General features: G+C 70.9%; 22 protein-coding genes and 2 tRNA genes. 9 read left to right on the top strand and 15 right to left on the bottom strand.

What is annotated here, in order from left to right; all coding sequences use genetic code 11:
• Positions 1-5: 5 nt before the first annotated feature.
• The 3 genes from ASE68_RS07565 to ASE68_RS07555 all read right to left on the bottom strand — a co-directional run bounded on the left by ASE68_RS07565 (position 6) and on the right by ASE68_RS07555 (position 3,868).
• The gene (locus ASE68_RS07565) at positions 6-818 is read right to left on the bottom strand and encodes a CDP-alcohol phosphatidyltransferase family protein (RefSeq protein ID WP_055856944.1); all 813 of its coding nucleotides are present in this window, start codon (positions 816-818) and stop codon (positions 6-8) included.
• A 5-nt stretch (positions 819-823) separates the two neighbouring features.
• Positions 824-1,879 carry a glycosyltransferase family 2 protein gene (locus ASE68_RS07560; protein ID WP_055856939.1) on the bottom strand — a complete coding sequence of 352 codons (1,056 nt, stop codon included), beginning with the start codon at positions 1,877-1,879 and terminating at the stop codon, positions 824-826.
• Between the two features lie 192 nt (positions 1,880-2,071).
• A complete protein-coding gene (locus ASE68_RS07555; RefSeq protein WP_082462106.1) occupies positions 2,072-3,868 on the bottom strand; it encodes a S1C family serine protease in 1,797 nt (598 codons plus the stop codon).
• A gap of 168 nt (positions 3,869-4,036) precedes the next feature.
• Between ASE68_RS07555 and ASE68_RS07550 the strand changes: the two genes are divergently transcribed.
• Both ASE68_RS07550 and ASE68_RS07545 read left to right on the top strand, forming a co-directional pair.
• Positions 4,037-5,278: a pyridoxal phosphate-dependent aminotransferase gene (locus ASE68_RS07550; protein ID WP_235480785.1), complete on the top strand. Its 1,242-nt coding sequence runs from the start codon at positions 4,037-4,039 to the stop codon at positions 5,276-5,278.
• A complete protein-coding gene (locus tag ASE68_RS07545; RefSeq protein WP_055856933.1) occupies positions 5,275-5,814 on the top strand; it encodes a GNAT family N-acetyltransferase in 540 nt (179 codons plus the stop codon). The genes ASE68_RS07550 and ASE68_RS07545 overlap by 4 nt, the downstream gene beginning before the upstream one ends.
• Before the next feature lies 1 nt (position 5,815).
• Here ASE68_RS07545 and ASE68_RS07540 read toward each other — a convergent pair whose 3' ends face one another.
• From ASE68_RS07540 to ASE68_RS07520, 6 genes are all read right to left on the bottom strand, one after another.
• Positions 5,816-6,661 (bottom strand): carbon-nitrogen hydrolase family protein, encoded by an 846-nt coding sequence (locus ASE68_RS07540; protein WP_055856930.1) that lies wholly within the window; start codon positions 6,659-6,661, stop codon positions 5,816-5,818.
• A gap of 9 nt (positions 6,662-6,670) precedes the next feature.
• On the bottom strand, positions 6,671-7,168 hold the full coding sequence (locus ASE68_RS07535) for a ClbS/DfsB family four-helix bundle protein (protein WP_055856927.1): 498 nt from the start codon (positions 7,166-7,168) through the stop codon (positions 6,671-6,673).
• A gap of 82 nt (positions 7,169-7,250) precedes the next feature.
• A complete protein-coding gene (locus ASE68_RS07530; protein ID WP_055856924.1) occupies positions 7,251-8,447 on the bottom strand; it encodes a hypothetical protein in 1,197 nt (398 codons plus the stop codon).
• A gap of 315 nt (positions 8,448-8,762) precedes the next feature.
• A complete protein-coding gene (locus ASE68_RS20170) occupies positions 8,763-8,915 on the bottom strand; it encodes a hypothetical protein (protein WP_157421582.1) in 153 nt (50 codons plus the stop codon).
• Positions 8,916-8,924: 9 nt separating this feature from the next.
• A complete protein-coding gene (locus ASE68_RS07525) occupies positions 8,925-9,782 on the bottom strand; it encodes an LLM class F420-dependent oxidoreductase (RefSeq protein WP_055860926.1) in 858 nt (285 codons plus the stop codon).
• 55 nt (positions 9,783-9,837) lie between these two features.
• Complete coding sequence (locus tag ASE68_RS07520) at positions 9,838-10,764, bottom strand: SDR family NAD(P)-dependent oxidoreductase (RefSeq protein ID WP_055856921.1); 927 nt, start codon at positions 10,762-10,764, stop codon at positions 9,838-9,840.
• Between the two features lie 225 nt (positions 10,765-10,989).
• Here ASE68_RS07520 and ASE68_RS07515 point away from each other — a divergent pair, with 225 nt between their 5' ends.
• The 5 genes from ASE68_RS07515 (at position 10,990) to ASE68_RS07495 (ending at position 16,171) form a co-directional block, all read left to right on the top strand.
• Positions 10,990-11,313, top strand: coding sequence for a YdhR family protein (locus ASE68_RS07515; protein ID WP_055856919.1), 324 nt, complete (start codon positions 10,990-10,992; stop codon positions 11,311-11,313).
• Between the two features lie 124 nt (positions 11,314-11,437).
• Positions 11,438-13,636, top strand: a complete 2,199-nt coding sequence (helR, locus tag ASE68_RS07510) for an RNA polymerase recycling motor ATPase HelR (protein WP_055856916.1) — start codon at positions 11,438-11,440, stop codon at positions 13,634-13,636.
• 143 nt (positions 13,637-13,779) lie between these two features.
• Positions 13,780-14,043, top strand: a complete 264-nt coding sequence (locus ASE68_RS07505; RefSeq protein ID WP_055856914.1) for a hypothetical protein — start codon at positions 13,780-13,782, stop codon at positions 14,041-14,043.
• A gap of 116 nt (positions 14,044-14,159) precedes the next feature.
• On the top strand, positions 14,160-15,320 hold the full coding sequence (locus tag ASE68_RS07500) for an AI-2E family transporter (protein WP_055856911.1): 1,161 nt from the start codon (positions 14,160-14,162) through the stop codon (positions 15,318-15,320).
• 119 nt (positions 15,321-15,439) lie between these two features.
• Entirely contained in the window at positions 15,440-16,171 is a 732-nt protein-coding gene (locus tag ASE68_RS07495; protein ID WP_055856908.1) for an alpha/beta fold hydrolase, read from the top strand.
• Positions 16,172-16,208: 37 nt separating this feature from the next.
• On the opposite strand, the gene ASE68_RS07490 is transcribed toward ASE68_RS07495, so the two are convergent.
• The 4 genes from ASE68_RS07490 to ASE68_RS07475 form a co-directional block, all read right to left on the bottom strand.
• A complete protein-coding gene (locus ASE68_RS07490) occupies positions 16,209-17,621 on the bottom strand; it encodes an alanine--tRNA ligase-related protein (RefSeq protein ID WP_200921679.1) in 1,413 nt (470 codons plus the stop codon).
• 73 nt (positions 17,622-17,694) lie between these two features.
• Positions 17,695-19,209 carry an MFS transporter gene (locus ASE68_RS07485; protein WP_055860918.1) on the bottom strand — a complete coding sequence of 505 codons (1,515 nt, stop codon included), beginning with the start codon at positions 19,207-19,209 and terminating at the stop codon, positions 17,695-17,697.
• A 74-nt stretch (positions 19,210-19,283) separates the two neighbouring features.
• Positions 19,284-20,312 carry a zinc-binding dehydrogenase gene (locus ASE68_RS07480; protein ID WP_055856906.1) on the bottom strand — a complete coding sequence of 343 codons (1,029 nt, stop codon included), beginning with the start codon at positions 20,310-20,312 and terminating at the stop codon, positions 19,284-19,286.
• Positions 20,313-20,316: 4 nt separating this feature from the next.
• Positions 20,317-21,237: an SMP-30/gluconolactonase/LRE family protein gene (locus ASE68_RS07475; protein WP_055856903.1), complete on the bottom strand. Its 921-nt coding sequence runs from the start codon at positions 21,235-21,237 to the stop codon at positions 20,317-20,319.
• A gap of 128 nt (positions 21,238-21,365) precedes the next feature.
• Between ASE68_RS07475 and ASE68_RS07470 the strand changes: the two genes are divergently transcribed.
• Complete coding sequence (locus tag ASE68_RS07470) at positions 21,366-23,081, top strand: dihydroxy-acid dehydratase (protein ID WP_055856901.1); 1,716 nt, start codon at positions 21,366-21,368, stop codon at positions 23,079-23,081.
• Positions 23,082-23,270: 189 nt separating this feature from the next.
• Here the strand turns inward: ASE68_RS07470 and ASE68_RS07465 are convergent.
• Together ASE68_RS07465 and ASE68_RS07460 are read right to left on the bottom strand one after the other, a co-directional pair.
• A tRNA-Met gene (locus tag ASE68_RS07465) sits at positions 23,271-23,347 on the bottom strand.
• 277 nt (positions 23,348-23,624) lie between these two features.
• Positions 23,625-23,698 (bottom strand) — tRNA-Met (locus ASE68_RS07460).
• 336 nt (positions 23,699-24,034) lie between these two features.
• On the opposite strand from ASE68_RS07460, the gene ASE68_RS07455 reads away from it, so the two are divergent.
• Complete coding sequence (locus ASE68_RS07455; RefSeq protein WP_055856896.1) at positions 24,035-25,450, top strand: glycoside hydrolase family 18 protein; 1,416 nt, start codon at positions 24,035-24,037, stop codon at positions 25,448-25,450.
• Positions 25,451-25,534 lie beyond the last annotated feature (84 nt).

Here is a 25,534-nt window from a genome sequence, read left to right as displayed (position 1 = left end):
GCGCGTCAGGAACGGACACGGTTGGACGCCATGATCGCGACGAAGTGCCCGATGACGGCGAGGATCGCGAGGGGGACCAGCGCGACGAGCACGATGCGGTCGACGAGCGGCTGCCCGAACACGAGCCCGACGAGCGATGCGGCGAACACGATGAGCGTCAGCTCGACCGAATGGTAGAGCCGGTGGAACGGCACGAATCGGGCGGCCTTGCGGAGCTTCGCGACGAGGCCGCCGCGCGGCGCGGTCTCGCCGTGCGTGTCGGCCAGCTTCGACAGGCCGGCATTGGCGCGCGCCACGTGCACCATGTCGTTGAGGGCCTTGTTGAGCACGATGACGAGCGCGAGCAGCGCGCCGAGCGTCGTGAAGAGGAAGTCGGCCGGGAACTCCAGCGGGTAGGCGGCCGCGCGGATGCCGAGGGCGAGCGGGATCAGCGCCTCGGTCGAGTAGTGGCCGACCTTGTCGAGGAACACGCCGGCCGGCGACGACGTGCGGCGCCACCTGGCGACCTCGCCGTCGCAGCAGTCGACGAGCATCTGCAGCTGGCCGAGCACGACCGCGAGCAGGGCGCCCCAGACGCCGGGGATCAGCAGCGCGGCGGCCGTCGACCAGCCAACGAGGATCATCAGCGCGGTCACGCCGTTGGCCGAGATCGGTGTCTTCAGCAGCCACCACGTGAGGTACGGCGAGAAGCGCCGCAGGTAGAGCGACGCGGTCCAGTGCTCGGCGTTGCGTCGGCCGCGCACCTCTGGCGGCTGCGCCACGGCGCGGAGCTCGGCGATGCTCGAGGGCCTCGCCGGATGCGGGTCGGTCTGCGACATGCGTGTCACCTTCCCGTGTGCTGTGCGATGTTGCTGGTCAACGCGAGGTACCCCGGAACGAACCCGGCCCCCCAGAAGACGTGGATGCATGGCAAGACTACGAGAAACCACAACGCCGTGCGCACGCCGTGCCCGCGGGCGTAGAGGAGCGTCGCGAGCACCACGAACACGAGGTAGACCGCGGGGATCGCGAACCCGAGCAGCAGCCACGGCGTCGCACCGACCGCGGCCTGCACGAGCCCGGCGAGGCCGAGCACCAGCCCGACGAACACGCCGACGACCATGACCGGGGGAATGAAGTACCGGATGCCGCTGGCCCCCGGGAAGCTGCGTGCGAGCTCGCCGCGCCAGAGGCCCGTCGAGAACATCTGCCTGGCGAGGCGCTCGAGCGAGGCGCGCGGACGGTACGTGACGGCGAGCTCGGGCGTGAACCACACGATGCCGCCCGCGGCGCGGAGGCGCCGGTTGAGCTCCCAGTCCTGCCCGCGCTTGATGCGCTCGTCGAAGAGGCCGACGCGGAGCAGCGCCTCACGACGGAACACGCCGAGGTACACGGTGTCGGCCGGACCGGCCTGACCGCCGACGTGGAACGAGCCTCCGCCGAGTCCGACCTTGGTCGTGTACGCCAGTGCCACCGCCTGCTGGAACGGGGTGATGCCCTGGGCGTCCATGATGCCGCCGACGTTGTCGGCGCCCGTGCGCTCGAGCACGTCGACCGCGACGCGCGTGTAGTCGGCTGGGAGCATCGAGTGCGAGTCGACCCGCACGACGACCGGGTGCACGGCGGTGCGGATGCCGAGGTTCAGCCCGGCCGGCGTCGACCCGGCCTCGTTGTCGAGCACGCGAACCCTGGCATCGCGCTCGGCGAGATCGGCCACGAGCTCGGCGGTGCCGTCGATCGATGGACCGAGCGCGATGAGCACCTCGACCGGGCCCTCGTAGTCTTGCGCGAGGATCGATTCGACCGCCTGCCGCACATGGGAGGCGTCGTTCAGGACGGGCATCACGTAGGAGACTCCGACGAGCGGCGACGGAGTCGCCTGGTGGTGCTGCTCGGGCATGTTCCTCACTCGTGATCGGGTCGATCGAGCCTAGCAGCCGCCGTGCTGCGAACCTGCGGTGGGCCGGGTCGCCGAACCCGCGGAGCACAGGGCCGAGGAGCCTGCGCCGCGCCTGCCCGAAGGGCGCGCGGAGACGACGAAGGCGGGGCCGGACCATGTGGTCCGGCCCCGCATCGCGGTTGTCTCGCCCGCTCAGCCCTCGAAGGTGCCGAGGGTGACGTCGGCGGTCTTCGACTCGCCGTCGCGCGTGTAGGTGACGGTGGTCTTCGCACCGCCGGGCAGCGCGCGCACCTGCGCGGTCAGGTCGGTCTGGTCGGTGATCGGCACGCCGTTGAACTCGGTGACCACGTCGCCGGCCTGCAGGCCCGCGTCGGCCGCGGCGCCACCGGATGCCGGCGCCTCGGCGATGAGCGCACCGACGGTGTCGCTCGTGCCGTCGCTCTCGGCGGACGTGACGACCGCGCCGAGCAGGCCGTGCGTGGCCGAACCGGTGTCGATGATCTCCTGCGCCACGCGAGCGGCGAGGTTCGCCGGCACCGCGAAGCCGACGCCGATGTTGCCGGACTCCGACGACGAACCCGTCGACAGGATCGCGACGTTGACGCCGATGAGCTTTCCGTCGGAGTCGAGCAGCGCGCCGCCCGAGTTGCCCGGGTTGATCGCGGCATCCGTCTGGATCACGGGCAGCGAGACCTGGCTGGTCGCCGACTGCTGCGGCTGCTGCTCGCCACCGGATCCGCCCTCGCCGTCCGGCAGGTCGAAGAAGAAGTCGAACGGGCTGTCGGACCCGCCGTCGCCGCCCTCGCTCCCGTCGCCGCTGTCGCCCTCGGTGGAGTCGTCGGGCGTGGACGGCGCGGCCGAGGAGGCCACGTCGATCGAACGGTTCAGAGCGCTCACGATGCCGTTGGTGACCGTGCCGGAGAGGCCCAGCGGCGCACCGATCGCGATGGCCGTGTCGCCGACGTTGAGCTCGTCGGAGTCGGCGAACTCGAGCGGCGTGAGGCCCGACGCATCGGTGAGCTTGATGACCGCGAGGTCGGAGAGCGGGTCGGTGCCGACGACCGTGGCCGCGTAGAGGTGGCCGTCGCTCGTCTTGACCTGAATGGTCGGGTCGGCGATCTCGCCGTCGAGCGTGACGACGTGCGTGTTCGTGAGCACGTAGCCGTCGTCGGAGAGGATGATGCCCGAACCCGTGCCGCCGGCGCTGCTGCCGGAGACCGAGATCGTGACGACGCTCGGGCTCGCCTTCGCGGCGACCGCCGTGATCTGGTTCACCGAGTCGGTGTCGTTGACGACGATGTTCTGCGTGTCGGCCGCATCGCTCGAGGTCGTGCCCTGGTCGTTCGAGGTCACGAGGGCCGTGATGCCCGCGCCCGACGCTCCGCCGATGAGGGCGGCCGCGACGGCGACCGCCGCGATGAGGCCGAAGCCTGCACGCTTCTTGGGCTGGCCGGCGACCGCGGGGCCTCCTGCGCCCGGCTGGTACGGCGGGACGCCCGCGTGGGTCGACTCGTGCTCGCCGGGGCGGGGGCCGCCGAATGCGGGCGGCACCTGGCCGGGCTGTGCGAGCGGCGCGGTCTCGCCCGTCGACGCCTGCGGCGCGATCGGGGCCGTCGGCGTCGCCGCGCGGGCGGGAGCTGCGGCGGTCGCGGCGTACGGCTGGGGCGCCTGGCCCGGCGTGTAGACGGTGCCGGTGGCCTGCACGGGCGCCGGGGCGGCCGGGGCAGCGGGTGCTGCGGGGGTGGCGGGTGCTGCCGGGGCGGCGGGCACGGGCGCCTCGTCGACCGGAGCGGCGACGGGCTCGACGACGTCGCCGGCGGCATCCGTCGTGGGTGCGACCTGCGCCTCGGGCGTGGTCTCGGCGACCGGGGCGGCTGAGCCGTCGGTCGCGGGGGCTGCGGGGACTTCGGACGTCACGGACTTCGCGGCAGCGGCCTCAGGGGCCTGCTCGCCATCGGGAGTGTTGCGTCCGTCGGTGCTGTCGGTCATGGTGTGCTCCTTCCAAAGCGAAGCCAGCTTCTCGCCGCAACCTGTGCGGGGCATCGGCGAAGTCTATGACTTCGCTATCCCCCGGCGGTGAAGGCTCCGAGTGCGGAAGCCAGCGGTTGGAACGCCGTGGGTCAGCGTACCCGCCGCAGCCTGCCGTACGGTGAGAGCGTGAGCGATCTCCCACCGAATCCGAGGGTGCATCCGTCGTCGTCCGCACGGCTTCGACCGTGGCAGCGCACAGCCGCCGGCGCCGGCCTGCTCGCGCCCGACGGCGGCATCGCCGCGACGATCTTCGCCGAGATGAGCGCGCTCGCGACCCGCACGGGCGCGATCAACCTCGGACACGGCTTCCCCGACGAGGACGGCCCGGCCGAGGTGCTCGAGGCCGCGCGCCGGGCCATCGCCGACGGGGTCAACCAGTACCCGCCTGGCACCGGCATGCCCGTGCTGCGCGAGGCCATCGCCCGCCACCAGCTGCGCTGGTACGGCATCGAGGCCGATCCGGCCTCCGAGGTGCTCGTGACCGCCGGCGCGACCGAGGCACTGGCGGCGACGATCCTCGCCCTGGTCGACGACGGCGACGAGGTGGTCACGTTCGAGCCCTACTACGACGCCTACGCGGCGCTCATCGCGAGGGCGGGCGGCGTGCATCGCACGGTTCCGCTGCGGTTCCCCGACTGGCGGCCCGACCTCGACGAGCTCGCCTCGGTCGTCGGCCCGCGCACACGCCTCATCATCGTCAACTCGCCCCACAACCCCACGGGAGCGGTGTTCGACGCCGACGTGCTCGCGAAGATCGTCGAGCTCGCCGAGCGCCACGACGCCCTCATCGTGACCGACGAGGTCTACGAGCACCTCGTGTTCGAGGGCGCGCACGTGCCGATCGCGACGCTGCCCGGCGCTCGCGAGCGCACGGTCACCATCTCGTCGGGCGGTAAGACGTTCAGCACGACCGGGTGGAAGATCGGGTGGCTCGTGGCCCCGGCACCCCTCGTCACCGCGATCCTCGCCGTCAAGCAGTACCTCACCTACGTCAACGGCGCGCCGTTCCAGCCCGCGATCGCCACGGGCCTCGACCTGCCCGATCAGGTGTTCGCGGATGCCGCGGCCGCCCTCGCGGCCAAGCGCGACGTGCTGGCCGCGGGGCTCGTCGCCGCCGGGTTCGAGATCTCGCCGCCCTCGGCCGGGTACTTCATCGTGGCGGATGCCGCGCCCCTCGGCTTCGACGACGGCGCCGAGTTCTGCCGGCGGCTGCCCGAGCTCGCCGGGGTCGTGGGGGTGCCGATCTCGGCGTTCGTGCATCCCGAGCGCCGCGCCGACACCAGGAGCCTCGTGCGGTTCGCGTTCTGCAAGCGCCTCGAGGTGCTGCAGGAGGCCTCGACGCGGCTCGCGCGGCTCGAGGCGCGATGACGGCCGGCGAGACGCCCGGCATCGACATCCGCCATGCGTCGCGACGTGACCTCGACCTCACCGAGGCCATCGAGAACGAGGCCGACGAGCTGCTGATCGCGCTCCTGCGGCCGCAGAGCTGGCGGCCGGCGCCGACCGGACGCGAGCGCGGCGCCCAGCGCGGATTCACGCTGATGGCCGTCGAGACCGGCACCGACCGCCGCATCGGATTCGTGCACGTGCTCGAGGTCGGCGACCTCGCGCACCTCGAGCAGCTCTCGGTGCTGCCCGACTCGACCCGGCGCGGGGTCGGGCGCCGACTGGTCGAGGCGGCCGCCGCCGAAGCGCAGCACCGCGGCCACGACCGGATCACGCTCCGCACCTTCGCCGACGTGCCGTTCAACGCCCCCTTCTACGAGACCTGCGGCTTCGTCGAGACCGAGCCAGACACGGAGTTCCACCGCGGGCTCGTGGGAGCCGAGCAGGATCACGGGCTGTCGACGTCGGAGCGCCGCATCCAGATGACCCGACGCCTCGACGCCGCGCAGACCGGCTGACTCAGCGCGGCACCACGTCGAAGCGGCGGAGCGCGAGCGCCGGATTGACCCTGCGCACCGCGGCGATGCGCTCGGCCGAGACCCAGGCGACCGCGACATCCGTCGTCTCGCCGATGGTCGCGAGCTCGACGCCCATGGGGTCGACGATCATGCTGTTGCCCGCGCCGACCGGCGGGGCGTGGTCGGCCGCGGCGACGAAGATCGTGTTCTCGAGGGCACGGGCGGTCGTGAGCACGCGCCAGTGCGCCTCCTTCAACGGACCGCGCACCCACTCGGCGGGCATGCAGACGACGTCGGCGCCCGCATCGACGATGCGGCGCGTGACCTCGGGGAACCTCGCGTCGTAGCAGGTCTGCAGTCCGAACCGGAGACCGCCGGCCTCGAACACCTCCGGCTCCTCGACGGTGCCGGGCGCGACCCACTCGGACTCCCGCTGGCCGAACGCGTCGTACAGGTGCAGCTTGCGATAGGTCGCCACGACGCCGGAACCGGGCGCCACGGCGACGACGGTGTTCGACACCCGCTGCTCCCCCTCGACGCGCTCGATCATGCCGGCCACCAGGTGCACGCCGAGCCCGTCTGCGAGCGCGGCGAGCGCGTGCACGAACGCACCGTCGACGGGTTCGGCGGCCGCGAGCCACGAGGCGTCGGGCTGCGGGGTGAAGAAGCTGGAGTACTCGGGGAAGACGACGAGCCCGGCTCCGCGGGACGCCGCGAGCCCGGCGAGCCGCGCGATCTCGGCCAGGTTCGCCGCGGGGTCGGCGCCGGGGGCGAACTGCGCGACGGCGATGCCGAACGCGGACTCGGTCACGGTCGGCGTGCCGGCGGAATCGGGCTCAGGGCTCATGCTGCGATGCTACGCACGTGCGGCGTCGAGCGCCTCGAGCGCCCACGCGTAGTGCCCGCCGAGGCATTCGTGCACGGGCTCGGCGAGCGGGCCCCCGAGCCACTCGTGTCCCGTCAGGTCGAACAACTGCTCGTCGGTGAGCGACTCGACGCGTGCCAGCACGGTCATGTGGCTCTCGCGCAGCCGTTCACGAGCCGTCGCGAGCGTGCCGCCGTTGCGATACCGGTCGCGCAGCGCCACGTTGAGCTCGTCGAGCTGCGCCCACGTGTGCCCCTCGGCCGGATAGGCCACCAGCTCCCCCGCCCGCTCGGCATCGAGCCAGCCGAGCAGCAGCAGGTGCCATGCGTACAGGTGATCGAGCAGGTCGCGGATGTCGCGGTCGCGGCCCTCGCGCGGGAAGGGCGCCTCGCGCTCGGCCTCGGGGATGCGCTCGATGGCCTCGTCGAAGCGGTGGAACCCGCGCACGGCGGCGGCCTCGAGCTGGACGCGATTCGTCGGTACCGACATGGGCCAATGCTAGAGCAGGCCTCCGAGCGCGCGACGGGCGGCACGGCCGTCGGCCATGCCGCCCGTCGCGGGCCACCGTGGACTACGCCGCGGCGATGGTGAACACGAACGTGCTCGAGTTGCCGGCCGTGTCGACCACGACGACGGTGTTCTCGCCCGCGACGACGGCGTAGTTGCCCGCGTTCAGGTCGGACCACTTGCTGTCGGTGCGGTCGTACTTCTTGCCGTTGACGAGCACGTAGTCGACCTTGCCGGTGCCGGCGTCCTCGAGCTTGAAGCTCGGCGCGGTGGCGTACACGTTGCCGGCGGTCTCGCCGCCCTTGACGGTCGCCTTCGGTGCGACGCTGTCGAAGGTGAAGACGCGCGCCTCCGAGCGGTTGCCGGCCGTGTCGACGGCCACGATCGTGTTGACACCCTGCGCCGGCGTGTAGCCGTCGGCGTTCAGGTCCGACCACTTGTCATTGCTGCGCTCGAGCTTCGCACCGTTGACCTCGACGTAGTCGATCTGGCCGACGCCAGGGTCGACGAGCTTGAAGCTCGGGGCCGTCGAGAAGATGCCGTTCGTCGTCTCGGTGCCCTCCTTCAGGATGACGAGCGGAGCCGTGGTGTCGATCTCGAAGCCGAAGGCGCCCGTCGCCGACACGTTGCCGGCGAGGTCCGAGGCGTTGTACTTGATCGAGTACTCGCCGTCGGGCAGCGTGACGGACTTCTCGTGCGAGCCCGCGAGCGCGCCCGCCGCCGACGTCGAGGTGCTCTTGACGAGCGTCGTTCCCTCGTACACGTTGCCGGTGATGCGGTTGAGGCCGACGGCGTCGGTCGCGTCGACGCGGATGTCGATGCTCGACGAGGCGAACGGGCCGCCGGTGCTCGGGGTCACGAGCGTCGCGAGCGGCTTCGTGCGGTCGATCACGACCGGGTACGACTTGCCCGCCTGGTTGCCCTCGTCATCCCACGAGCTGACCTTGACCTGGGTCGCCACGCCCTCGGCGAGCGCTGCCGTGTCGACGGTGAAGGCGAACGTGTTCGTGTCGAAGAACCACTGGCCTGCCTTCTTCTGCCACTTGCCGGCCGCATCCTTCTGCTGGATCTCGACGTAGGCCTTCTGCGGGTTCGACTCGACCTGCTGGACGGTGAACGTCGCGGTGCCCTTGACCGGTGCGAACACCGAGTCGCCGAGCACCGGCTTCGTGGTGTCGGCCTCCACGGCGTTCGCCGCCGCAGCAGGTGCGGCGAGGACGGCGGCCAGTGCGACGACGGCCGCGACACGATACTTGGACATGTACTCCCCAATCGGTTCGAGCCGCGCGGGTGCGCGGCATCGAGCCCTCCCTGCGGTCTGCGCACGGAGGGACGCCGGCGGATCGGACGCGACCGCCTTCGGGCGCGCCTCGAGTCGATCGACCGGAACGTGCCGATCCTGACAGAACATGCGAACGCATGCGGTTCGCGGCGGCTCCCGCCGTGCGATGGGAAAGGCGTACCGGGTTGCCTTCCGGGGCGGGGAGATCCGCGGAATCCCGCGGAGGATCCCCGCCGCGCGGCAACCGCTTCCCCGCCGGTCGCGCACGGCGTGTGCCCTGAAGTGGGGGCGGAATCAGGCGGAATCGAGTCCGGATGCGACGCGCGCGGCGAAGCTCCACACCTCGGATGCGGCGGCCTCGTCGTCGAACCGCCGGAACCGCCGCGCTGCCGCCGGAGGCCCCGCGAGATGGAACCTGCCGGACGGCGCGATGATCGGCACCGACATGCGCCAATGCTAGGGCGTCGCGCCGCGCACGGCCGAGACGAGGTCGACGACGCGCTCGGGTTCGGCGATGCCGGTCGAGTACACGTAGGTCGCCGTGAACCCGAGGTCGGCGAGCTCGCGCACGGTGGCGGCGACGCCCTCGACGGTCGAGTCGCCGTGCACGCGGATCATCGCGGTCTTCTCGATGTCGTCGTAGTCGCGGCCGACCGCGTCGCAGTGCGCCCGCAACACGTCGAGCTTGCGGCCGGATTCGGGCGTGAAGCCGATGTTGCAGGCGTCGGCGTACTGCGCGACGAGCCGGAGCGTCTTGCGCTCACCACTGCCGCCGATCATGAGGTAGGGATGGGGTCGCGTGATCGACTGCGGCGAATTGAGCGTACGGCCGAGTCGGTAGACGTCGCCCTCGTACGGGTCGTCGACGTCCGACCACATCTGCAGCGCGATCTGGAGGGTCTCCTCGAGTCGGCGGAACCGCTCGGCGACCGGCGGGAACTCGAAGCCGAGGCCCTCGGACTCCTGCTCGTTCCACGCAGCGCCGACGCCGAGGCCGACCCTGCCCCCGGAGAGCACGTCGAGCGTCGTCACCTGCTTCACGAGCAGCGCGGGTTCGCGGTAGATCACCCCCGTGACGAGGGTGTGCAGCAGCGCCTTCTCGGTGTTCGCCACGATGAAGCCGAGCGTGGCGTAGGCCTCGAGCATCTCGTGCTCGACCGGGCCGATGCCCGGCAACTGCCAGAAGTGGTCCATGACCGTGATGCGCTCGATGCCGCTCGCCTCGGCGTTGCGAACGTGCCGTGCAAGCGCCGGCCCGAGGTCGCGCGCGCCACTCGTCCAGGTGTAGTCCGCGATGTGCAGTCCGAATTCCATGCCGATGCGCTCCATTCGGTGACGGGGCCCGGATGCCGCATCCGAACCCAGAGCGTCAGGGTACGCCCGCAGCGGCGATCCGTTGCGCAAGGGCCCACACCCGCGCCGCGGCCGCAGGGTCGTCGAGCCGCCTCGGGAGCTTTCGCGGCACGGGTCGGCCCGACAGTTGGAACGCGCCGGAGGGGGCGATGACACGGCCGGGCGCGACCTCCGTCGTCAGTGCGGCCAACGCCGGCTCGGCCGCCTGCGCGGGCGTGTTGCCGAGGCGCCTCGTCAGTCGCGCCTGATAGCCGGCGGCCTTCGCCCGCAGGTCGGCGGCGATGGCGGTGTCGGGGGCGACGCCCGGGTGGCAGAGGGCGACCCGCAGGCCGTCGGCCGCGTGACGCCGCCCGAGTTCGAGGCCGAAGAGCCCCAATGCGAGCTTCGACGAGGCGTAGGCCCGCAGCGGTGTGTACCGTCCCGTCACGAACTCGTCATCGAGATCGAGTCGAGCGGATGCCGCGGCCAGGCTCGCCTGCACCGCGACCCGGGGCTCGGGGGCGGCCAGCAGCAGCGGCAGGATGCCGAGCACGAGCACCGCGTGCCCGAGGAAGTTCGTCTGGAAGTGCAGCTCGTAGCCGTCGACGCTCATATGCCGCTCGCGGTCGCCGAGCAGCACGATGCCGGCGTTCAGCACGAGCAGGTCGACCGGTCGCCCCTCCTCGTTCAGCCGGCTCGCGAAGGATCGCACCGAGTCGAGCCGGGCGAGATCGAGGTCGGCCAGGAGCAGGCGCGCCTCGGCATCGTCTGCGCGGATGCGCTCACGAGCCCGCTCGCCCTTCGCACGGTCGCGCACGGGCATGATCACCTCGGCGCCCGCGCCGGCGAGCGCGCGCGCGATCTCGAGGCCGATGCCGTCGCTCGCGCCCGTGACGAGGGCGCGCGCCCCGCACAGGTCGGGCAGTTGCACCGAACCGGCGCGCTCGTCGCGGAGGCCGGTCATGCTCCGCCGCCGTTCGTACCGCCCCCACCGCGCCTGCCGCCCCCACCGCGTGCACCGCGCCACCGGCTCGATCGCTGCATGGCCGCAGCGTATCGAGGTCGCGCGGCGCGGTGCCTCCGGGCTTTCCCCGAGGCGCACGGGTCGATGATGTGCAGTGCCGGCGGCCCCGTGGCGCCGTGTGACGCGACCCGTGCGGCACGCGGCATCCGCTCGTAGCGTTGGCCCATGCCAGTCATCGCGTACTTCGAGTTTCCGCTGTCCGAAGGCCCGTGGGGTGACGACGCCGTCGGCGTCTTCACCGACCTCGCCGCCGAGATCTCCGCAGAACCCGGCTTCAGGTCGAAGATCTGGACCGAGGATCCAGGACGCGGCGTGGCCGGCGGGGTCTACGTCTTCGACGATGCGGCGAGCGCCGAGGCCTACGTGGCCAAGCACACGACGCGTCTCGCTGGATTCGGCATCACCGACATCGACGCGCGCATCATCGGCGTGAACGAGGGCCTCTCGGCGCTGACGAACGGAGCGGTGTCGGCCAACCCCGCCGGGTGACGACGAAGGAGCGCACCGCGGTGCTCTCCACAGTTCCAGTTTAACGTCCGGACGGGGCCTTGCCGCAAGGCCCCCCTCGTGTTGCAGAATGGTCGACCCGCCATGAACGACACGAGGAGAAGTCCTGACCAGCACCGCATTCAACCTGCCCGATCGACTCGCCGCGAAGGCGGAGCCCGAACTCATCGGGGTCGACGACGCCCACTTCGCCACGATCGCCGCGAGCCTCGATCGAGCGGTGGCCGAGGCATCCGCCCGCCTCGATGCCGTGCGCCGGCAACCCGGCGGACACGGGCAGCAGGCCCTCGACCGCGACCTCGAGGTACACCGCCTCACCGCGCGCCTGCGCACGCTGCGGCGCTTCGGCCTCGACCTGTGCCTCGGGCGCATCGTCGCCGACGCCGCGGAGGCTCCCGTGTACATCGGCCGCGCCGGGCTGGCCGACGGCAGCGGCGGTCGACTGCTGGTCGACTGGCGCTCCCCCGCCGCCGAACCGTACTTCGGGGCGACGCACGGCGACCCGATGGGGCTGGCCAGCCGGCGTCGCTACCGGTGGACGAACGGCCGCGTCACCGACTACTGGGACGAGGTCTTCACGGCCGACGGGCTCGAGGGGCACGCCGCGCTCGATGACCAGTCCGCGTTCATCGCGAGCCTGGGCGGCAGCCGCTCCGCGCGCATGCGCGACGTGCTCGGCACGATCCAGGCCGATCAGGATGCGATCATCCGGGCCGGCTCCCGCGGCGCGCTCGTCGTCGACGGCGGGCCCGGCACCGGCAAGACGGTCGTCGCCCTGCACCGCACCGCGTACCTGCTCTACTCGGACCCGCGGCTCGGGCATCGGCACGGCGGCGTGCTCTTCGTCGGACCGCACCAGCCCTACCTCGACTACGTCGCCGACGTGCTGCCGAGCCTCGGCGAGGAGGGCGTCGAGACGTGCACGCTGCGCGACCTCGTTCCCGAGGGCGCCGCGGCAGGCGCCGAGGAGCATGCGGAGGTCGCGCGCCTGAAGTCCTCGGCGAGGATCGTGCAGGCCGTCGAGTCGGCCGTGCGCCACTACGAGGAACCGCCGAGCGTCGGCCTCATGGTCGAGACGCCGTGGGCGGATGTCTGGCTCGACCCTGTCGACTGGGCCGAGGCGTTCGGCGCGCCCGACGCCGGCACCCCGCACAACGAGGCTCGGGGGCAGGTGTGGGACGCGCTCGTCGGCGTGCTCGCCGACAACCACGACGAGGTCGACGAGACCGTCACCGAGGCCATGGTCCGGCGTGCGTTGCAGCAGAACGCGGCGCTGCGCTCGGCGTTCAACCGCGCGTGGCCGTTGCTCGACGCGGCCGGCGTCGTGGGCGACCTGTGGTCGGTTCCGGCCTACCTCCGGGCGTGCGCGCCGTGGCTCGCGCCGTCCGAGGTCGAGGCCATGCAGCGCACCGACGCCCGCGCCTGGACGGTTTCGGACCTGCCCCTGCTCGACGCGGCACGGCAGCGCATCGGCGACCCGGAGGCATCCGCTCGCCGACGCCGCCGCGAGGCCGAGGCCGAGCACGAGCGGGCGGAGATGGGCACCGTCGTCGACCACCTCATCGCCTCGATGGAGCTCGACGACGGCGAGGGGCTCATGACGATGCTGCGAGGCGACGACGTGCAGCACACCCTGCTCGAGCACACCGCCGCACCCGCGAGCGACCCCGACGCGCTCGCGGGCCCGTTCGCGCACATCGTCGTCGACGAGGCGCAGGAGCTGACGGATGCCGAGTGGCAGATGCTGCTGCTGCGGTGCCCGTCGCGCAGCTTCACGATCGTCGGCGACCGTGCGCAGGCCAGGCACGGCTTCACCGAGTCCTGGGCGGAGCGCCTCGCCCGCGTCGGGCTCGATCGCGTCACGATCGCCTCGCTCACGGTCAACTACCGCACGCCCGAGGAGGTCATGCGCGAGGCCGCACCCGTGATCAGGGCCGCCCTGCCCGACGCGAACGTGCCGACCTCGGTGCGCAGCAGCGGGCTGCCCGTCGTGCACGGCCCGGTCGGCGACCTCGGCGAGGTGCTCGAGCGATGGCTCGCCGAGCACGACGAGGGCGTCGCCTGCGTGATCTCGGTCGGGCCCGGGGCTGGCGACTCCGATGCGCGAGCGGATGCCGCGGGCGGCACTCGGGCGAGTTCGGCCCGCGTGCGGTGGCTGACGCCCGAGCTGGCGAAGGGGCTCGAGTTCGACCTCGTGGTGCTCCTCGATCCCGAGCAATACGGGGAGGGCATCGAAGGAGCGGTCGACCGCTACGTCGCGATGACGAGGGCGACCGGGCAGCTCGCGATCCTCACGAGCGACTGAGGCCGGAGTCGCGCGACGCCGGCGCGCCGCCGCGTGTTCGCCGCCGGGCAGACCGTGACGTCGACGGATGTCCGGAGGCGTTGGGCGTGTCGCGCCCCGACCCGCTACATTCGAACACACGTTCGAATCGAGGGAGTCGCGACATGTCGATCACACTGGAGGCCGTGTCCATCTGGGAGCAGGGCGGGGTGCCTGTGAGGCTCGTGTACCGCGGCGAGCGCTGGCGCCCGGTCGACACCCCCATCCCGCTCACGCTCGAGCCCGAGACGCTGCCGGCCGCGGTCACCCACCCGCCTGCGCAGCAGTTCGGCTGGCGCATCCGCGCCTGCTCGGAGTCCGACGAACTCGTCACGCTCGACATCGTGCGCGTCGACGGCGGGTGGGTCGTCGACCACCTCTGGTCGTGATGGGCCCGGTCGGTGACGAGAGCGCCGGTCGCACGGCGGCCGGTCGCGGGCATGGCGCATGGCGGCCGACCGGTCAAGGGGGCGAACCGGTCGATCGCGGCCGGTAACGTCGTCTCATGCCACTCTTCGGACCTCGCGAGCCCCGCATCATCCGCCTGCAGAATCCGTCGGTCGCGCTGAAGGCCGACCGGGCGCCCTGGAGCCTCTGGGCCGACGGATTCGGACGCCTCGCGATCCGCTCGATCCAGGCGATCGTCGTCGTGGCGATCGCCGCGGGCATCATCTTCGTGATCCAGTCGCTCACGCTCGTCACGATCCCGCTGGTACTCGCCCTCATCTTCGCGAGCGCGTTCGCACCGGCCATGCGCTGGATGCGCGGCCGCGGCATCCCGTCGGTCTTCGCGACGCTCATCACGCTGCTCGTGACCGTCGCCCTGCTCGGCGGCCTCGGCTGGCTCATCGTCTGGGCCGTGCGCGACCAGTGGGACGAGCTCTACGCCCAGGCGCAGGAGGGTTTCAAATCCCTCGCGGTCTGGGCCCAGGACCTGCCGTTCTTCCCGACGCCCGACCAGCTCGACGACTGGATCTCGCAGATCACCGACTTCCTCACGAGCGCGCAGTTCGGGTCGGGTGCGATCGCCGGGGTGGGTGCGGTGGCGAGCTTCATCACGGGGTTCGTGCTGCTCGTCACGATCCTGTTCTTCTTCCTCAAGGACGGCCCGCAGATGTGGGAGTTCCTGCTCCGCCCGTTCCGCGGCGAGAACTACGCCCGCGCGCGTCGGGTCGGCGACAAGACCGTCTCGGTGCTCGGCTCGTACGTGCGCGGCACGGCGGCCGTCGCGCTCGTCGACGCCCTCGGCATCTACATCGGCCTCGTGATCCTGCAGGTGCCCCTCGCGATCCCGCTCGCGGTGCTCGTGTTCGTGCTCGCGTTCATCCCGATCGTGGGTGCCACGCTCGCCGGCATCCTCGCCGCCCTCGTCGCCCTCGTCGCCAACGACTGGATCAACGCGCTCTTCGTGGTCGGCGTCGTCGTGCTCGTCAACCAGCTCGAGGGCAACTTCCTGCAGCCGGTGCTCATGGGCCGCACGATGAAGCTGCACGCCTTCGTGATCCTCGTCGCCCTGACCGTCGGCACGGCACTCGGCGGCGTGCTCGGCGCCGTGCTCGCCGTGCCGATCACGGCCGTCGCGTGGGGCGTGATCCAGGTCTGGGACGGCCCGGGGCTGCCCGCCCGCTGGGCACGGGCGAAACGGCAGCCGCAACTCGTCGACTGATCTGCGGGTTCGCATCGCCGGCACGAGCACCCGAAATTACACCCGGCGTCGCAGAAACGTGCTGGCGCTGCGCCGACGCGCAGGCGTAGTGTGCCTCCGAGACGAGCATTGGGGATGCCATGACGGATGCCGCGACGAAGCCGACGATCGTGCTGGTGCACGGGGCGTGGGCCGACGGGTCGAGTTGGGACGCGGTCACGCGTGCCCTGCAGGCGAAGGGGTTCACGGTGCTCGTCCCGCCGAACCTGCTGCGGGGGCTCACTGAAGACAGCGCCTATGTGGCGTCGTTCCTCGCGCAGCGCACCAGCGGTCCGGTCGTGCTCGTCGGACACTCGTACGGCGGCGCCGTGATCACGAACGCCGGCACCGCGGGCGACGTGCGCGCGCTCGTCTACGTCAACGCGTTCATGCCCGACGAGGGTGAGACGGTCGTGCAGCTGCTCGAGGGCTCGAGTTCGGCCCTCGGCGTCGCGGATCCGACGACCATCTTCGACATCGCCGGGTACCCCGGCGCTCCTGAAGGAGCCGCCGAGGTGTTCCTGAAGCCCGAGGTCGTGCACGCATCGTTCGCGCCGGATCTCGACGAGGCGACCCGCTGGACCATCGCCGCCAGCCAGCGCCCGGCCTCGCTCGTCGCCAACGTGACGCCGTCGGGGCCTCCGGCCTGGAAGTCGATTCGCAGCTGGGCCGTGATCGGCACCGACGACCGCGTCATCCCGGCCGACGTGCTGCAGCGGATGGCCGAGCGGGCGGGCTCGACCGTCTCCGAGGTGGCCGCGTCGCACGTGTCGATGGTGTCGCACCCCGAGACGACGATCGACGCGATCCTCGCGGCGGTCGACACGGTCTGAGCGACCGAGGTCTGAGCGACCGGCGGCCTGAGCGACCTCAGACGTGCAGGGTCGTGCTGCGCTGCGACCTGGCGCGCTGGGCGGCCATCTGCTCGTCGAACTCGGTGCGCCAGTCGGGGCTGACGGCGATGCCCTGCCTGACGGCTTCTTCGGTCGAGAGCTCGATCGGGAACCCGAAGGTGTCGGAGAGCACGAACAGCTCTCCACCGGATACGCCGTCGGCGCGGAACGCCTCGAGCTGCCTGAGCCCCTTGCGCAGCGTTCGGCGGAATGCCTGCTCCTCCTTGGCGAGCACCCGCTGCACGTAGTCGGCGTGCTCGCCGACCTCGGGGAAATGCGCCTCGTAGATGCGCGCGATCGTCGGGACGATCGCGGGAAAGAAGTTCTCCTCGAGTCCGAGGTCGAAGGCGAACCTCACGGCCCGGCGGATCAGCCGGCGCATCACGTAGCCCTGCGCCTTGTTGCTCGGCTGCACCCCGTCGACAGCCAGGAACGCCGCACCACGCAGGTGGTCGGCGATGACCCGCATGGCGTGCGTCCGTTCCTCGTACGAGGTGCCGGACAGCTCCTGGAGTCGCTCGATGATCGGCCACAGGAGTCCGATGCGGAAGACATCGGGACTGTCCATCGCGGCCGCGGCGATGCGGGCCAGGCCGCCGCCGTAGTCGACGTTGCGTCGAGGCAGCGGCTCGAAGCCGGATTCGGTTCGCCGGTACTCCATGAACACCGAATTGCCGAGCTCGATGAACCGGCCGCAGTCGCAGTTCTGATGGCAGTGCGCCCCGTAGGCCGGATCATGTTCGACCTGCGGGAAGAGGTAGAAGATCTCGGAATCGGGCCCGCCGGGCTCGCCGATCGGCATCTCCTCGGCCTTGCCGCCTCGGCACCACCAGTTCTTCGAGCCATAGAAGGCGATGCGCGCCCCGTCGGTTCCGACGGCCGCGGCGTGCGCTTCGGTTCCGACGTCCGCCTGACCGGTCGAGACCCCGGCCTCCGAGAACAGCCGAGTCCAGATCGCGGCGGCCTCCTCGTCCTTCGGGATGCCGTGCACCAGGTCTCCGCTGAAGCACGAAACGTAGATGCGCGCAGGATCGAGCCCGACCCGCTGGGTCAGGAACTCCCAGACCTGCGGGATCTGCTCCTGCTTGAAGTAGTCCCCCAGACTCCAGTTGCCGAGCATCTCGAAGAAGGTCGTGTGCCGGTTGTCGCCGACCTCCTCGATGTCCTGAACGCGCAGGCAGGTCTGGCTGTCGGCGAGGCGGCTGCCGGCCGGATGCTCGGCGCCCAACAGGTACGGCAACAGGGGCTGCATGCCACTGCCCGTGAAGAGCGTCGTCGGATCGTCCCTCGGGATCAGCGGCGCCCTGGGAATGACGACGTGACCTCGCTCGGTCATCAGGTCGAGGAACGCCCGTCGGATCTCATCAGCGGTCAACGCGTCAGCGGTCATAGAGCCATTGGACACCATCGATCGCCGCGGGTCGAGAGGTGCGGAGAGTCGGCACCGATGTGTCGGCGAGCGTTCAGTGGCGGGCGTCGGCGGCGGTGACGACCTCCGGCGGCGTGAGCGTGTGCGACGTCGATGCGGCGGCCGCGGCGTACTCGAACTCGGTCGGCTTGCGGGTGATGCCCCGTGCGACGAGCAGCGCCAGTGCGATGCCGAGCACGCACCAGATGCCCATCGCGATCGACGACCACGAGAACGCATCGGCGAGTGCGGCGCTCTCGGAGGCGCCGTCGGCGATCCGATTCGCCGAGACCGAGCCGTAGACGGATGCCACGATCGCCGTCATCACGGCGGCGCCGACGTACCGCGCCATGTTCGAGATGCCCGATGCGGCGCCGACCTCGCGCGGCTCGACGCACGCGGTCGAGATCGAGGAGCACGGCCCGTTCTGCAGGCTCATGCCGGCGGCGACGCCGATGAGCGGCAGTACGAACAGCGCGTAGGTCCACGACTCGGTCACGAACGCGAGGGCCGCGAACGACACGGACATGATGACGAACCCGACCGCGATCGTGGTGCGCACGCCGATCCGGCCCACGATCGGGGTGATGAGCGGCGCGAGCACGACGGCCGCCGCCGCGACCGGAAGGGTCGCGAGGCCGGCCTGGAAGGCGTCCATGTCGAGCGTCGCCGGGTTCTGGAAGTACAGGCTGACGATGAACATGATGCCGTTGACGGTTCCGGAGCCGAGCAGGATCGACAACGTCGCACCCACGAGCACCTTGTTCTTGAGCAGCGCGAGGTCGAGCAGCGGCGCCTTCACGCTGCGCTCCACGAGCACGAACCCGATGGTCGCGCCGATCGTGATGGCGAAGCATCCGAGGGTCTGGATCGAACCCCAGCCCCAGGCGCTGCCGTTCGTGAGCGCGAAGATGAGCGGAGCGAGGATCGCGGCGATGAGCACCGTGCCGGCGAGGTCGATCGACCGCGGCCGCGTCGGGTCGCTCGACTCCAGCACGGCGATGAGCGTCACCGGGATGCAGAGCGCGGCGATCACCGCATCGATCCAGAACAGCCCCTGCCAGCCGAGCGTCGAGGCCAGCAGGCCGCCGACCAGCGGCCCGGCTGCGGCGCCCACCGCGGATGCTGCGCCCCACAGGGTGACCGCGCGCATCTGCTCCTTGCCGGTGCTCGACGCCGACAGGAGGCTCATGCCGCACGCGAGGATGGTCGCACCGGCGGCGCCCTGGATGCAGCGCCCCGCGATCACCCCGATGCCCTCCTGCGAGAGCGCGATGAGCACGCACGAGGCGATGAAGAGGAAGAGGCCGCCGAGGAAGATCTTGCGGCGGCCGAACACGTCGCCGAGCGACCCGGAGGTGACGATGACGGCGGCTCCGACGAGGGAGTATCCGGTGACCGCCCACTGCAGCGTGTCGGTCGGCGTGCCGGTGTCCTCCGAGATCGCCGGGATCAGGATCGACACGGCCGAGGTGTTCGCGTTCACCACCAATGCCGAGACGGATGTCGCGATGAGCGCGCCGAGCGCGCCCCGCCGAGCCGTTGCCGATGTCGTCGCCGTATCCCCCATGAGCATCTTCATACCACCGCGGCGGCCCGATCGGCCGCAGGCGGGCAGCCCGAGCGCAGGTGGACGTCCCGCCCCTACCGGAAGGCGCCGGTCAGGTGAGGGTCGACGTGGATCTTGGGGCCGAGGCCGGCGCCGGCCGGCCGCTCCCCCGCGAGGATGCCGCCGACGTCGTCGAGGCCGACGGTCGCCGCGACGAGCGGCCGTGGATCGACGGCGCCCGAGGCGTAGAGGTCGATCGCCCCGGCGAGTCCGGGTGATGCGCTCAGCACGCCGACGGCGGTGACGTCCTTGAGCGCCAGACTCCTGGTGTCGATGAGGCTCGGGCTGCCGGCCAGGCCGATGTAGACGACGCGGCCGGCCGGCTCGACGAGCTCGATCGCCCTGGCGGGCAGCGACGAGGCGTTCGAGGCGTCGATGACGGCGTCCCATGAAAGCGTCGGCAGGTCGTCTTCGGTCCAGACGCCGTCGAAGCCGAGCATGCCGGCGTGGTCGAGTGATCGACGGGAGCGGCCCAGGAGGTGCACCTCCGCACCCTCTGCGCGAGCGAACATCCCGGCCAGGAGTCCGATGGTGCCCGGGCCGAGCACGAGCACCCGGTCGCCATCGGAGAGGTTCGCGCCGCGCACGGCGCGCAGCGCATTGCCGCCCGGTTCGACGAGCGCGCCGAGGGTGTCGTCGACGGCGTCGGGAAGCGGATGCAGCGCGGTGACGGGCATCGCGAGCTGCTCGGCCAGCGCGCCGGCGAACCCGTTGCGGATTCCGACCTCGTCGCGGAACTCGCACACGTGCTGGTGCCCGGCTCGGCAGCGCCGGCAGGTTCCGCATCCGAGCATCGTGTCGCCCGTGACGCGGCGGCCGATCCAGGTCGGGTCCACGTCGGCTCCGACGGCGACGACGGTGCCCATCCATTCGTGCCCGAGCCGCAAGGGGTACTTCGCGTGCCCCTCGTGCAGGTACTGCATCTCACCGCTGTAGAACTCCACGTCCGTGCCGCAGACCCCGGCACGCCCGACGTCGATGACCACGTGACCGGAGGTCGCGACGGGCGCCGCGACATCCTGAACCTCGAACTCGCGAGGGCCGGTGAGCACGAAGGCACGCATGGGATCACCCGCGCGCTTCGTCGGCGGCCGTGAACCCGGCGAGGGCGGATGTCGCCCACGGGGTGGTGGGAATGCCCCTGGCCTGCACATCGGCGAGGAAGAGACGACCGGCATCCGGGAATCGGCGTCGCTCGTCGGCGCTCAGGTCGCGCGACGCCGTGGTGATGACGAGCCGTTCGAGGCGGTCGCCCACGAACGCGACGCTCGAGACATGCGGGGCCGGCACCCGAACCGTGTCGGCCCGCGTGCCGTCGGGCGTGAACGACCGCACCTCGCCGGCGCCCCACATCGCGACCCAGAGATGACCGCGCGCATCGACGCAGATGCCGTCGGGAAACTCGCCGTCGAAGCCCAGGTGCCTGCGGCGGGCACCGACGCGGCCCGACGCGACGTCGTAGTCGCGCACCCAGATGATGCCGGGGATCGTGTCGGTGCTGTACATCGACGTTCCGTCGGGAGACCAGGCGATGCCGTTCGACAGGTCGAGGTCGGCGTCGAGCGTCGTCAGGGACCCGTCGTGCTCGAGGCGGAGGAGTCGCTCCCCGCCCGCCCGCTCGTCGAGTGCGAGGGTGCCGACGATGAAGCGGCCGTCGGGGTCGCACGCGCCGTCGTTGGTGCGCCCGTCGACACCGGCGGCGACGATGAGCGGACCCTCGAGTCGGTCGCCTCCGGCCGTGACGTACACGAGGCGGTCGTGCGCGGCCACCAGGAGGCCTCCGTCGTCGCCGGGCACGGCGGCCCCGACCCGCCCGGCGAACTCCAGCTGCCTCGTCGGCCGGATCGCATCGCCGTCGAGTCGGCCCTCGTGCACGATGCCGAGCTCGACATCGACCCAGAGCACGGTCGAGGTCTCCGCAATCCAGACCGGCCCTTCGGCGAGCACGTGGGTTGCCGGCGATGCCACTGCGGCGTGGAACTCGGTCACAGGAGGGCCCTCGTCGATCCGCCGTCGACGTGAGGGGGCTGCCGCATCGTCCCGACGGCGGGATCGACCTTGGCGTTCATGGTGCTCCAGATGTTATGCATAACTCCTGACCTACGGAAGAAGACCCCGTGACCGAGCATCGCAGCTCCGAGTGGTACGCCGGCACCGATCGCAACGCCTACATCCACCGTGCGTGGATGCGGCGGGGCCTGCCGGAGAACGCCTTCGACGGCCGCCCGCACATCGCGATCGCCAACACCGCCTCCGATCTCACGCCGTGCAACTCCCACCTCGACGAGGTGATGTCGTCCGTGAAGGCCGGCATCCACGAAGCGGGCGGCGTGCCGTTGAACCTTCCCGTCGTCTCGCTCGGCGAGACGCAGGTGCGTCCGACGGCGATGCTCTGGCGCAACATGGCGGCCATGGCGACCGAGGAGATGCTGCGCGCAAACCCCATCGACGGCGTCGTGCTGCTCGGGGGCTGCGACAAGACGATCCCGAGCCTCCTGATGGCCGCGGCATCCGTCGACCTGCCGGCGATCGTCGTGCCGGGCGGCCCGATGCGGACCGGCACGTTCCGGGGCGCCCCGCTCGGATGCGGTACGGATGTCTGGCGGCTCAGCGAGGAGGTGCGCGCGGGAACCCTCGGCGAGCAGGAGTTCCTGCGCAGCGAGTCCTCGATGATCAGCAGCAAGGGCCACTGCAACACGATGGGCACCGCCTCGACCATGGCGCTCGTCGCCGAGGCGCTCGGCACGATCATCCCCGGGCTCGCCGGGACCTCGGCCGTCGACAGCCGGCTGCTCGAGCAGTCCCACGAGACCGGCCGCCTCATCGTCGACCTCGTCGAAGCCGATCGGCGGCCGAGCTCGTTCCTCACGATGGGGTCGTTCCAGAACGCGATCGTGGCACTCGCGGCGATCGGCGGGTCGACGAACGCCGTCGTGCACCTGCTCGCGATCGCCGGTCGCCTCGGCATCGACCTCACCCTCGACGATTTCGACGCGATCGGCTCCGGCGTGCCCCTGCTCGTCGACCTGCAGCCGGCGGGCCGGTACCTCATGGACGACTTCCAACGCGCGGGCGGGCTGTTGTCGGTGCTCCGCGAGGTACGGGACCTCCTCGACCCGACCGCGTTGACGGTGACCGGTGCGCCCCTCGTCGCCTCCCTCGACTCCGCCCGCATCTGGGACGCCGAGGTGATCCGGGTGCGCGAGGCGCCGCTGCTTCCGGATGCCGGCATCGCCGTGCTCCGCGGCAACCTCGCGCCCGGCGGCGCGATCATCAAGCCCGCCGCCGCCTCACCGCACCTGCTCGCGCACCGCGGCCGCGCCGTGGTGTTCGACAGCATCGAAGACCTCCACACCCGCCTCGACGACCCGGACCTCGACGTGGACGCCGACTCCGTGCTCGTGCTCCGCGGGTGCGGACCCAAGGGGTATCCGGGCATGCCCGAGGTCGCGAACATGCCCCTGCCGAAGAAGCTCCTCGAGCAGGGCGTGCGCGACATGGTGCGCATCTGCGACGGCCGCATGAGCGGCACCGCCTACGGCACCGTCGTGCTGCACGTGACGCCCGAGGCCGCCGCGGGCGGCCCGCTGGCCGTCGTGCAGGACCGGGACTGGATCGCGCTCGACGTCGCGAACCGCCGCCTCACCCTCGAGGTGCCTCAGGAGGAGCTCGACCGGCGCGCGCCGAATCGGGCCACCGTCGACGGCTTCGCCAAACCGGAGCGCGGTTGGGAGCGGCTCTACGTCGACCACGTCATGCAGGCCGACACCGGAGCCGACCTGGACTTCCTGCGGGGCTCGAGCGGCGACAAGGTCTCTCGCGAGTCGCACTAGGGCCGCGCGCGACTCGATGGGCCCACGAGATCGCCTTCGCCCGGGACCGGCTGGCCCGGGATCGACGAGGCCACGATGGGCACGGCCGAAGTTGTGCACGGCCGAAGTTGCGCATGGCCCGAGCGATCGGCACGGATCAAGCGAAAAGGCCGGCCCCGGATCTCTCCGGTGCCGGCCTTTCGCTGTTGCTGGTTGCGGGGGCAGGATTTGAACCTACGACCTCTGGGTTATGAGCCCAGCGAGCTACCGAACTGCTCCACCCCGCGCCGTTGGCCCTGAGATCAGGACCTCTGCCCGAAGCTGGTGATCTGGCTGAATGCTCCGGATCAGGTCTTCGTTGCGCTTCGTCCAGTATACGTGATCGGCGACCCGTCTCCGACCACGGGTGCGGCCTCGGCCCCATTGATCGGCGTCTGCGACTCGCTCCACGGCCGACCCCCGCGCCATCGCGCTCAGGCGTCGCGAAGCCCGGAAATGCAGAAGAGGCCGGGATCGAATTGCTTCGATCCCGGCCTCTTCTTCGCGATATTCATACCGCTTCGGTTGCGGGGGCAGGATTTGAACCTACGACCTCTGGGTTATGAGCCCAGCGAGCTACCGAACTGCTCCACCCCGCGGCACAAGAGATAAACCTAGCATGGCTCTCGAGGGCTCACAAATCGAGGCCGCGCGCACCCTTCGGTGGTCGCGCCAGATGCGCCTCGGATGTCGCGAGTCCGCCGGCACCGGACACCTGACCGCCGGTCGAGCACGACCTCTCGATCGCCGCCGCGTTGCAGCATGTGCACGATCCTGTGCATCCGCTATGGATGCTCGACACCCGCATCGACATTCCGTTGCGGTTCTCCCAGTTTTTGTCAGGAGTCCTTCCAAACCCCGCCTCAGCGTTGGTAGCGTCACGGCAATCGCACGCGCGTCGTGCCGTGCGGGCACACCGATCGATGAGGATTCCCATGCCGAAGCGTCACCTGATCAGAACCGCGGTGCTCACCCTCGCCGCGACCGCGCTCGTCGCGACATCCGCCGTCTCCCCCGCGATCGCGCACGGCGGCGACGACCGAGGCGATCGTGGCAGCCACGGCCACGATCGCGACCAGCACAAGGACAAGCGAAAGCACCCGCGTTCGGCCGGCCCTGAGGACATCAACGGCTACCGCGCCGTCGGGTACCTCATGGCTGACACCCCGGTGACTCGCGACTATCAGATCGAGGACCTCTTCACCACGGGCGCGATCAAGGACATCACGCACATCAACTACGCGTTCGGCAACGTCACGTCGAACCTCACGTGCGAGATCACGAACACGCCTGGTGAGGGCGACGCGCAGAACGACTACCTGCGCCTCGTCACGGCGGCCGACTCCGTCGACGGCAAGAAGGACTCGAAGAACCAGAAACTCGCGGGCAACTTCAACCAACTGCTGAAGCTGAAGCAGAAGAGCCCCGACACGAAGATCCTCATCTCGCTCGGCGGCTGGACCTGGTCCGACAACTTCTACGCCGCTGCGGCCACGCCTGCGAGCCGTGCGAAGCTCGTCTCGAGCTGTATCGACGTCTACGTGAAGGGCAACCTGCCGGTCGTCGGCAAGCAGGGTGGCAAGGGTGTCGCGAAGGGTATCTTCGACGGCATCGACATCGACTGGGAGTGGCCGGTCACGGGCGGCGAGGTGCCGAGCACGAGCCCCGATCCGTCGGTCGACAAGGAGAACTTCCTCGCGCTCATGGAGGAGTTCCGCACCCAGCTCGACGCCTACGGCAAGAAGAGCCACGAGGACTACCTGCTGACGGCGTTCGCTCCCGCGGGCGGCTGGAACGCCGGACAGGGCGGATGGCTCGATCCTCGCCTGTTCGCCTCGGTCGACTTCCTCAACGTGCAGGGCTACGACTTCCACGGCGGTTGGGTGCCGACGAAGACCGGACACCAGGGCAACCTGCACCCCGACGGCACCGAGAACTGGGGCCTCGGACTCGACGGCGCGGTCGGCATGTACCTGAACGCCGGCGCCGCACCTGAGCAGCTGAACGCGGGCCTCGCGGCGTACGGACAGGGCTGGACCGGGGTCACGGTCGGCGACGACGCCTGGCAGTCGGCAACGGCCTCGATCGGCACCAAGCCGTACTACGACCTGCGCAAGGTCGGCACCGGGTACTTCGACCCCGCGGTCGGTGCATCGTGGCGCTACGACGCGACGACGGGCGACTGGTGGAGCCTCGACGACCCGAAGTCGGTCACGGCCAAGGCCGAGTGGCTGACGCAGGCCGGCTACGGCGGCGCGATGTGGTGGGACCTCTCCGGCGACTACCGCAACGAGCTCGGCGACTCGCTCGGCGACGCGCTGCGCGGCGCACCCGAGGGTCCGCTCGACTGACGTCGCGGCACCCGACACCGATGGCCGGCAGGTTCTCCTGCCGGCCATCGGTGTTGCTGCGTTCGACGGGCGTACCCGTCTGCG

This window comes from Agromyces sp. Leaf222 (genome assembly GCF_001421565.1).
GTDB lineage: Bacteria > Actinomycetota > Actinomycetes > Actinomycetales > Microbacteriaceae > Agromyces.
This window is presented reverse-complemented; position numbering and strand designations above follow the sequence as displayed.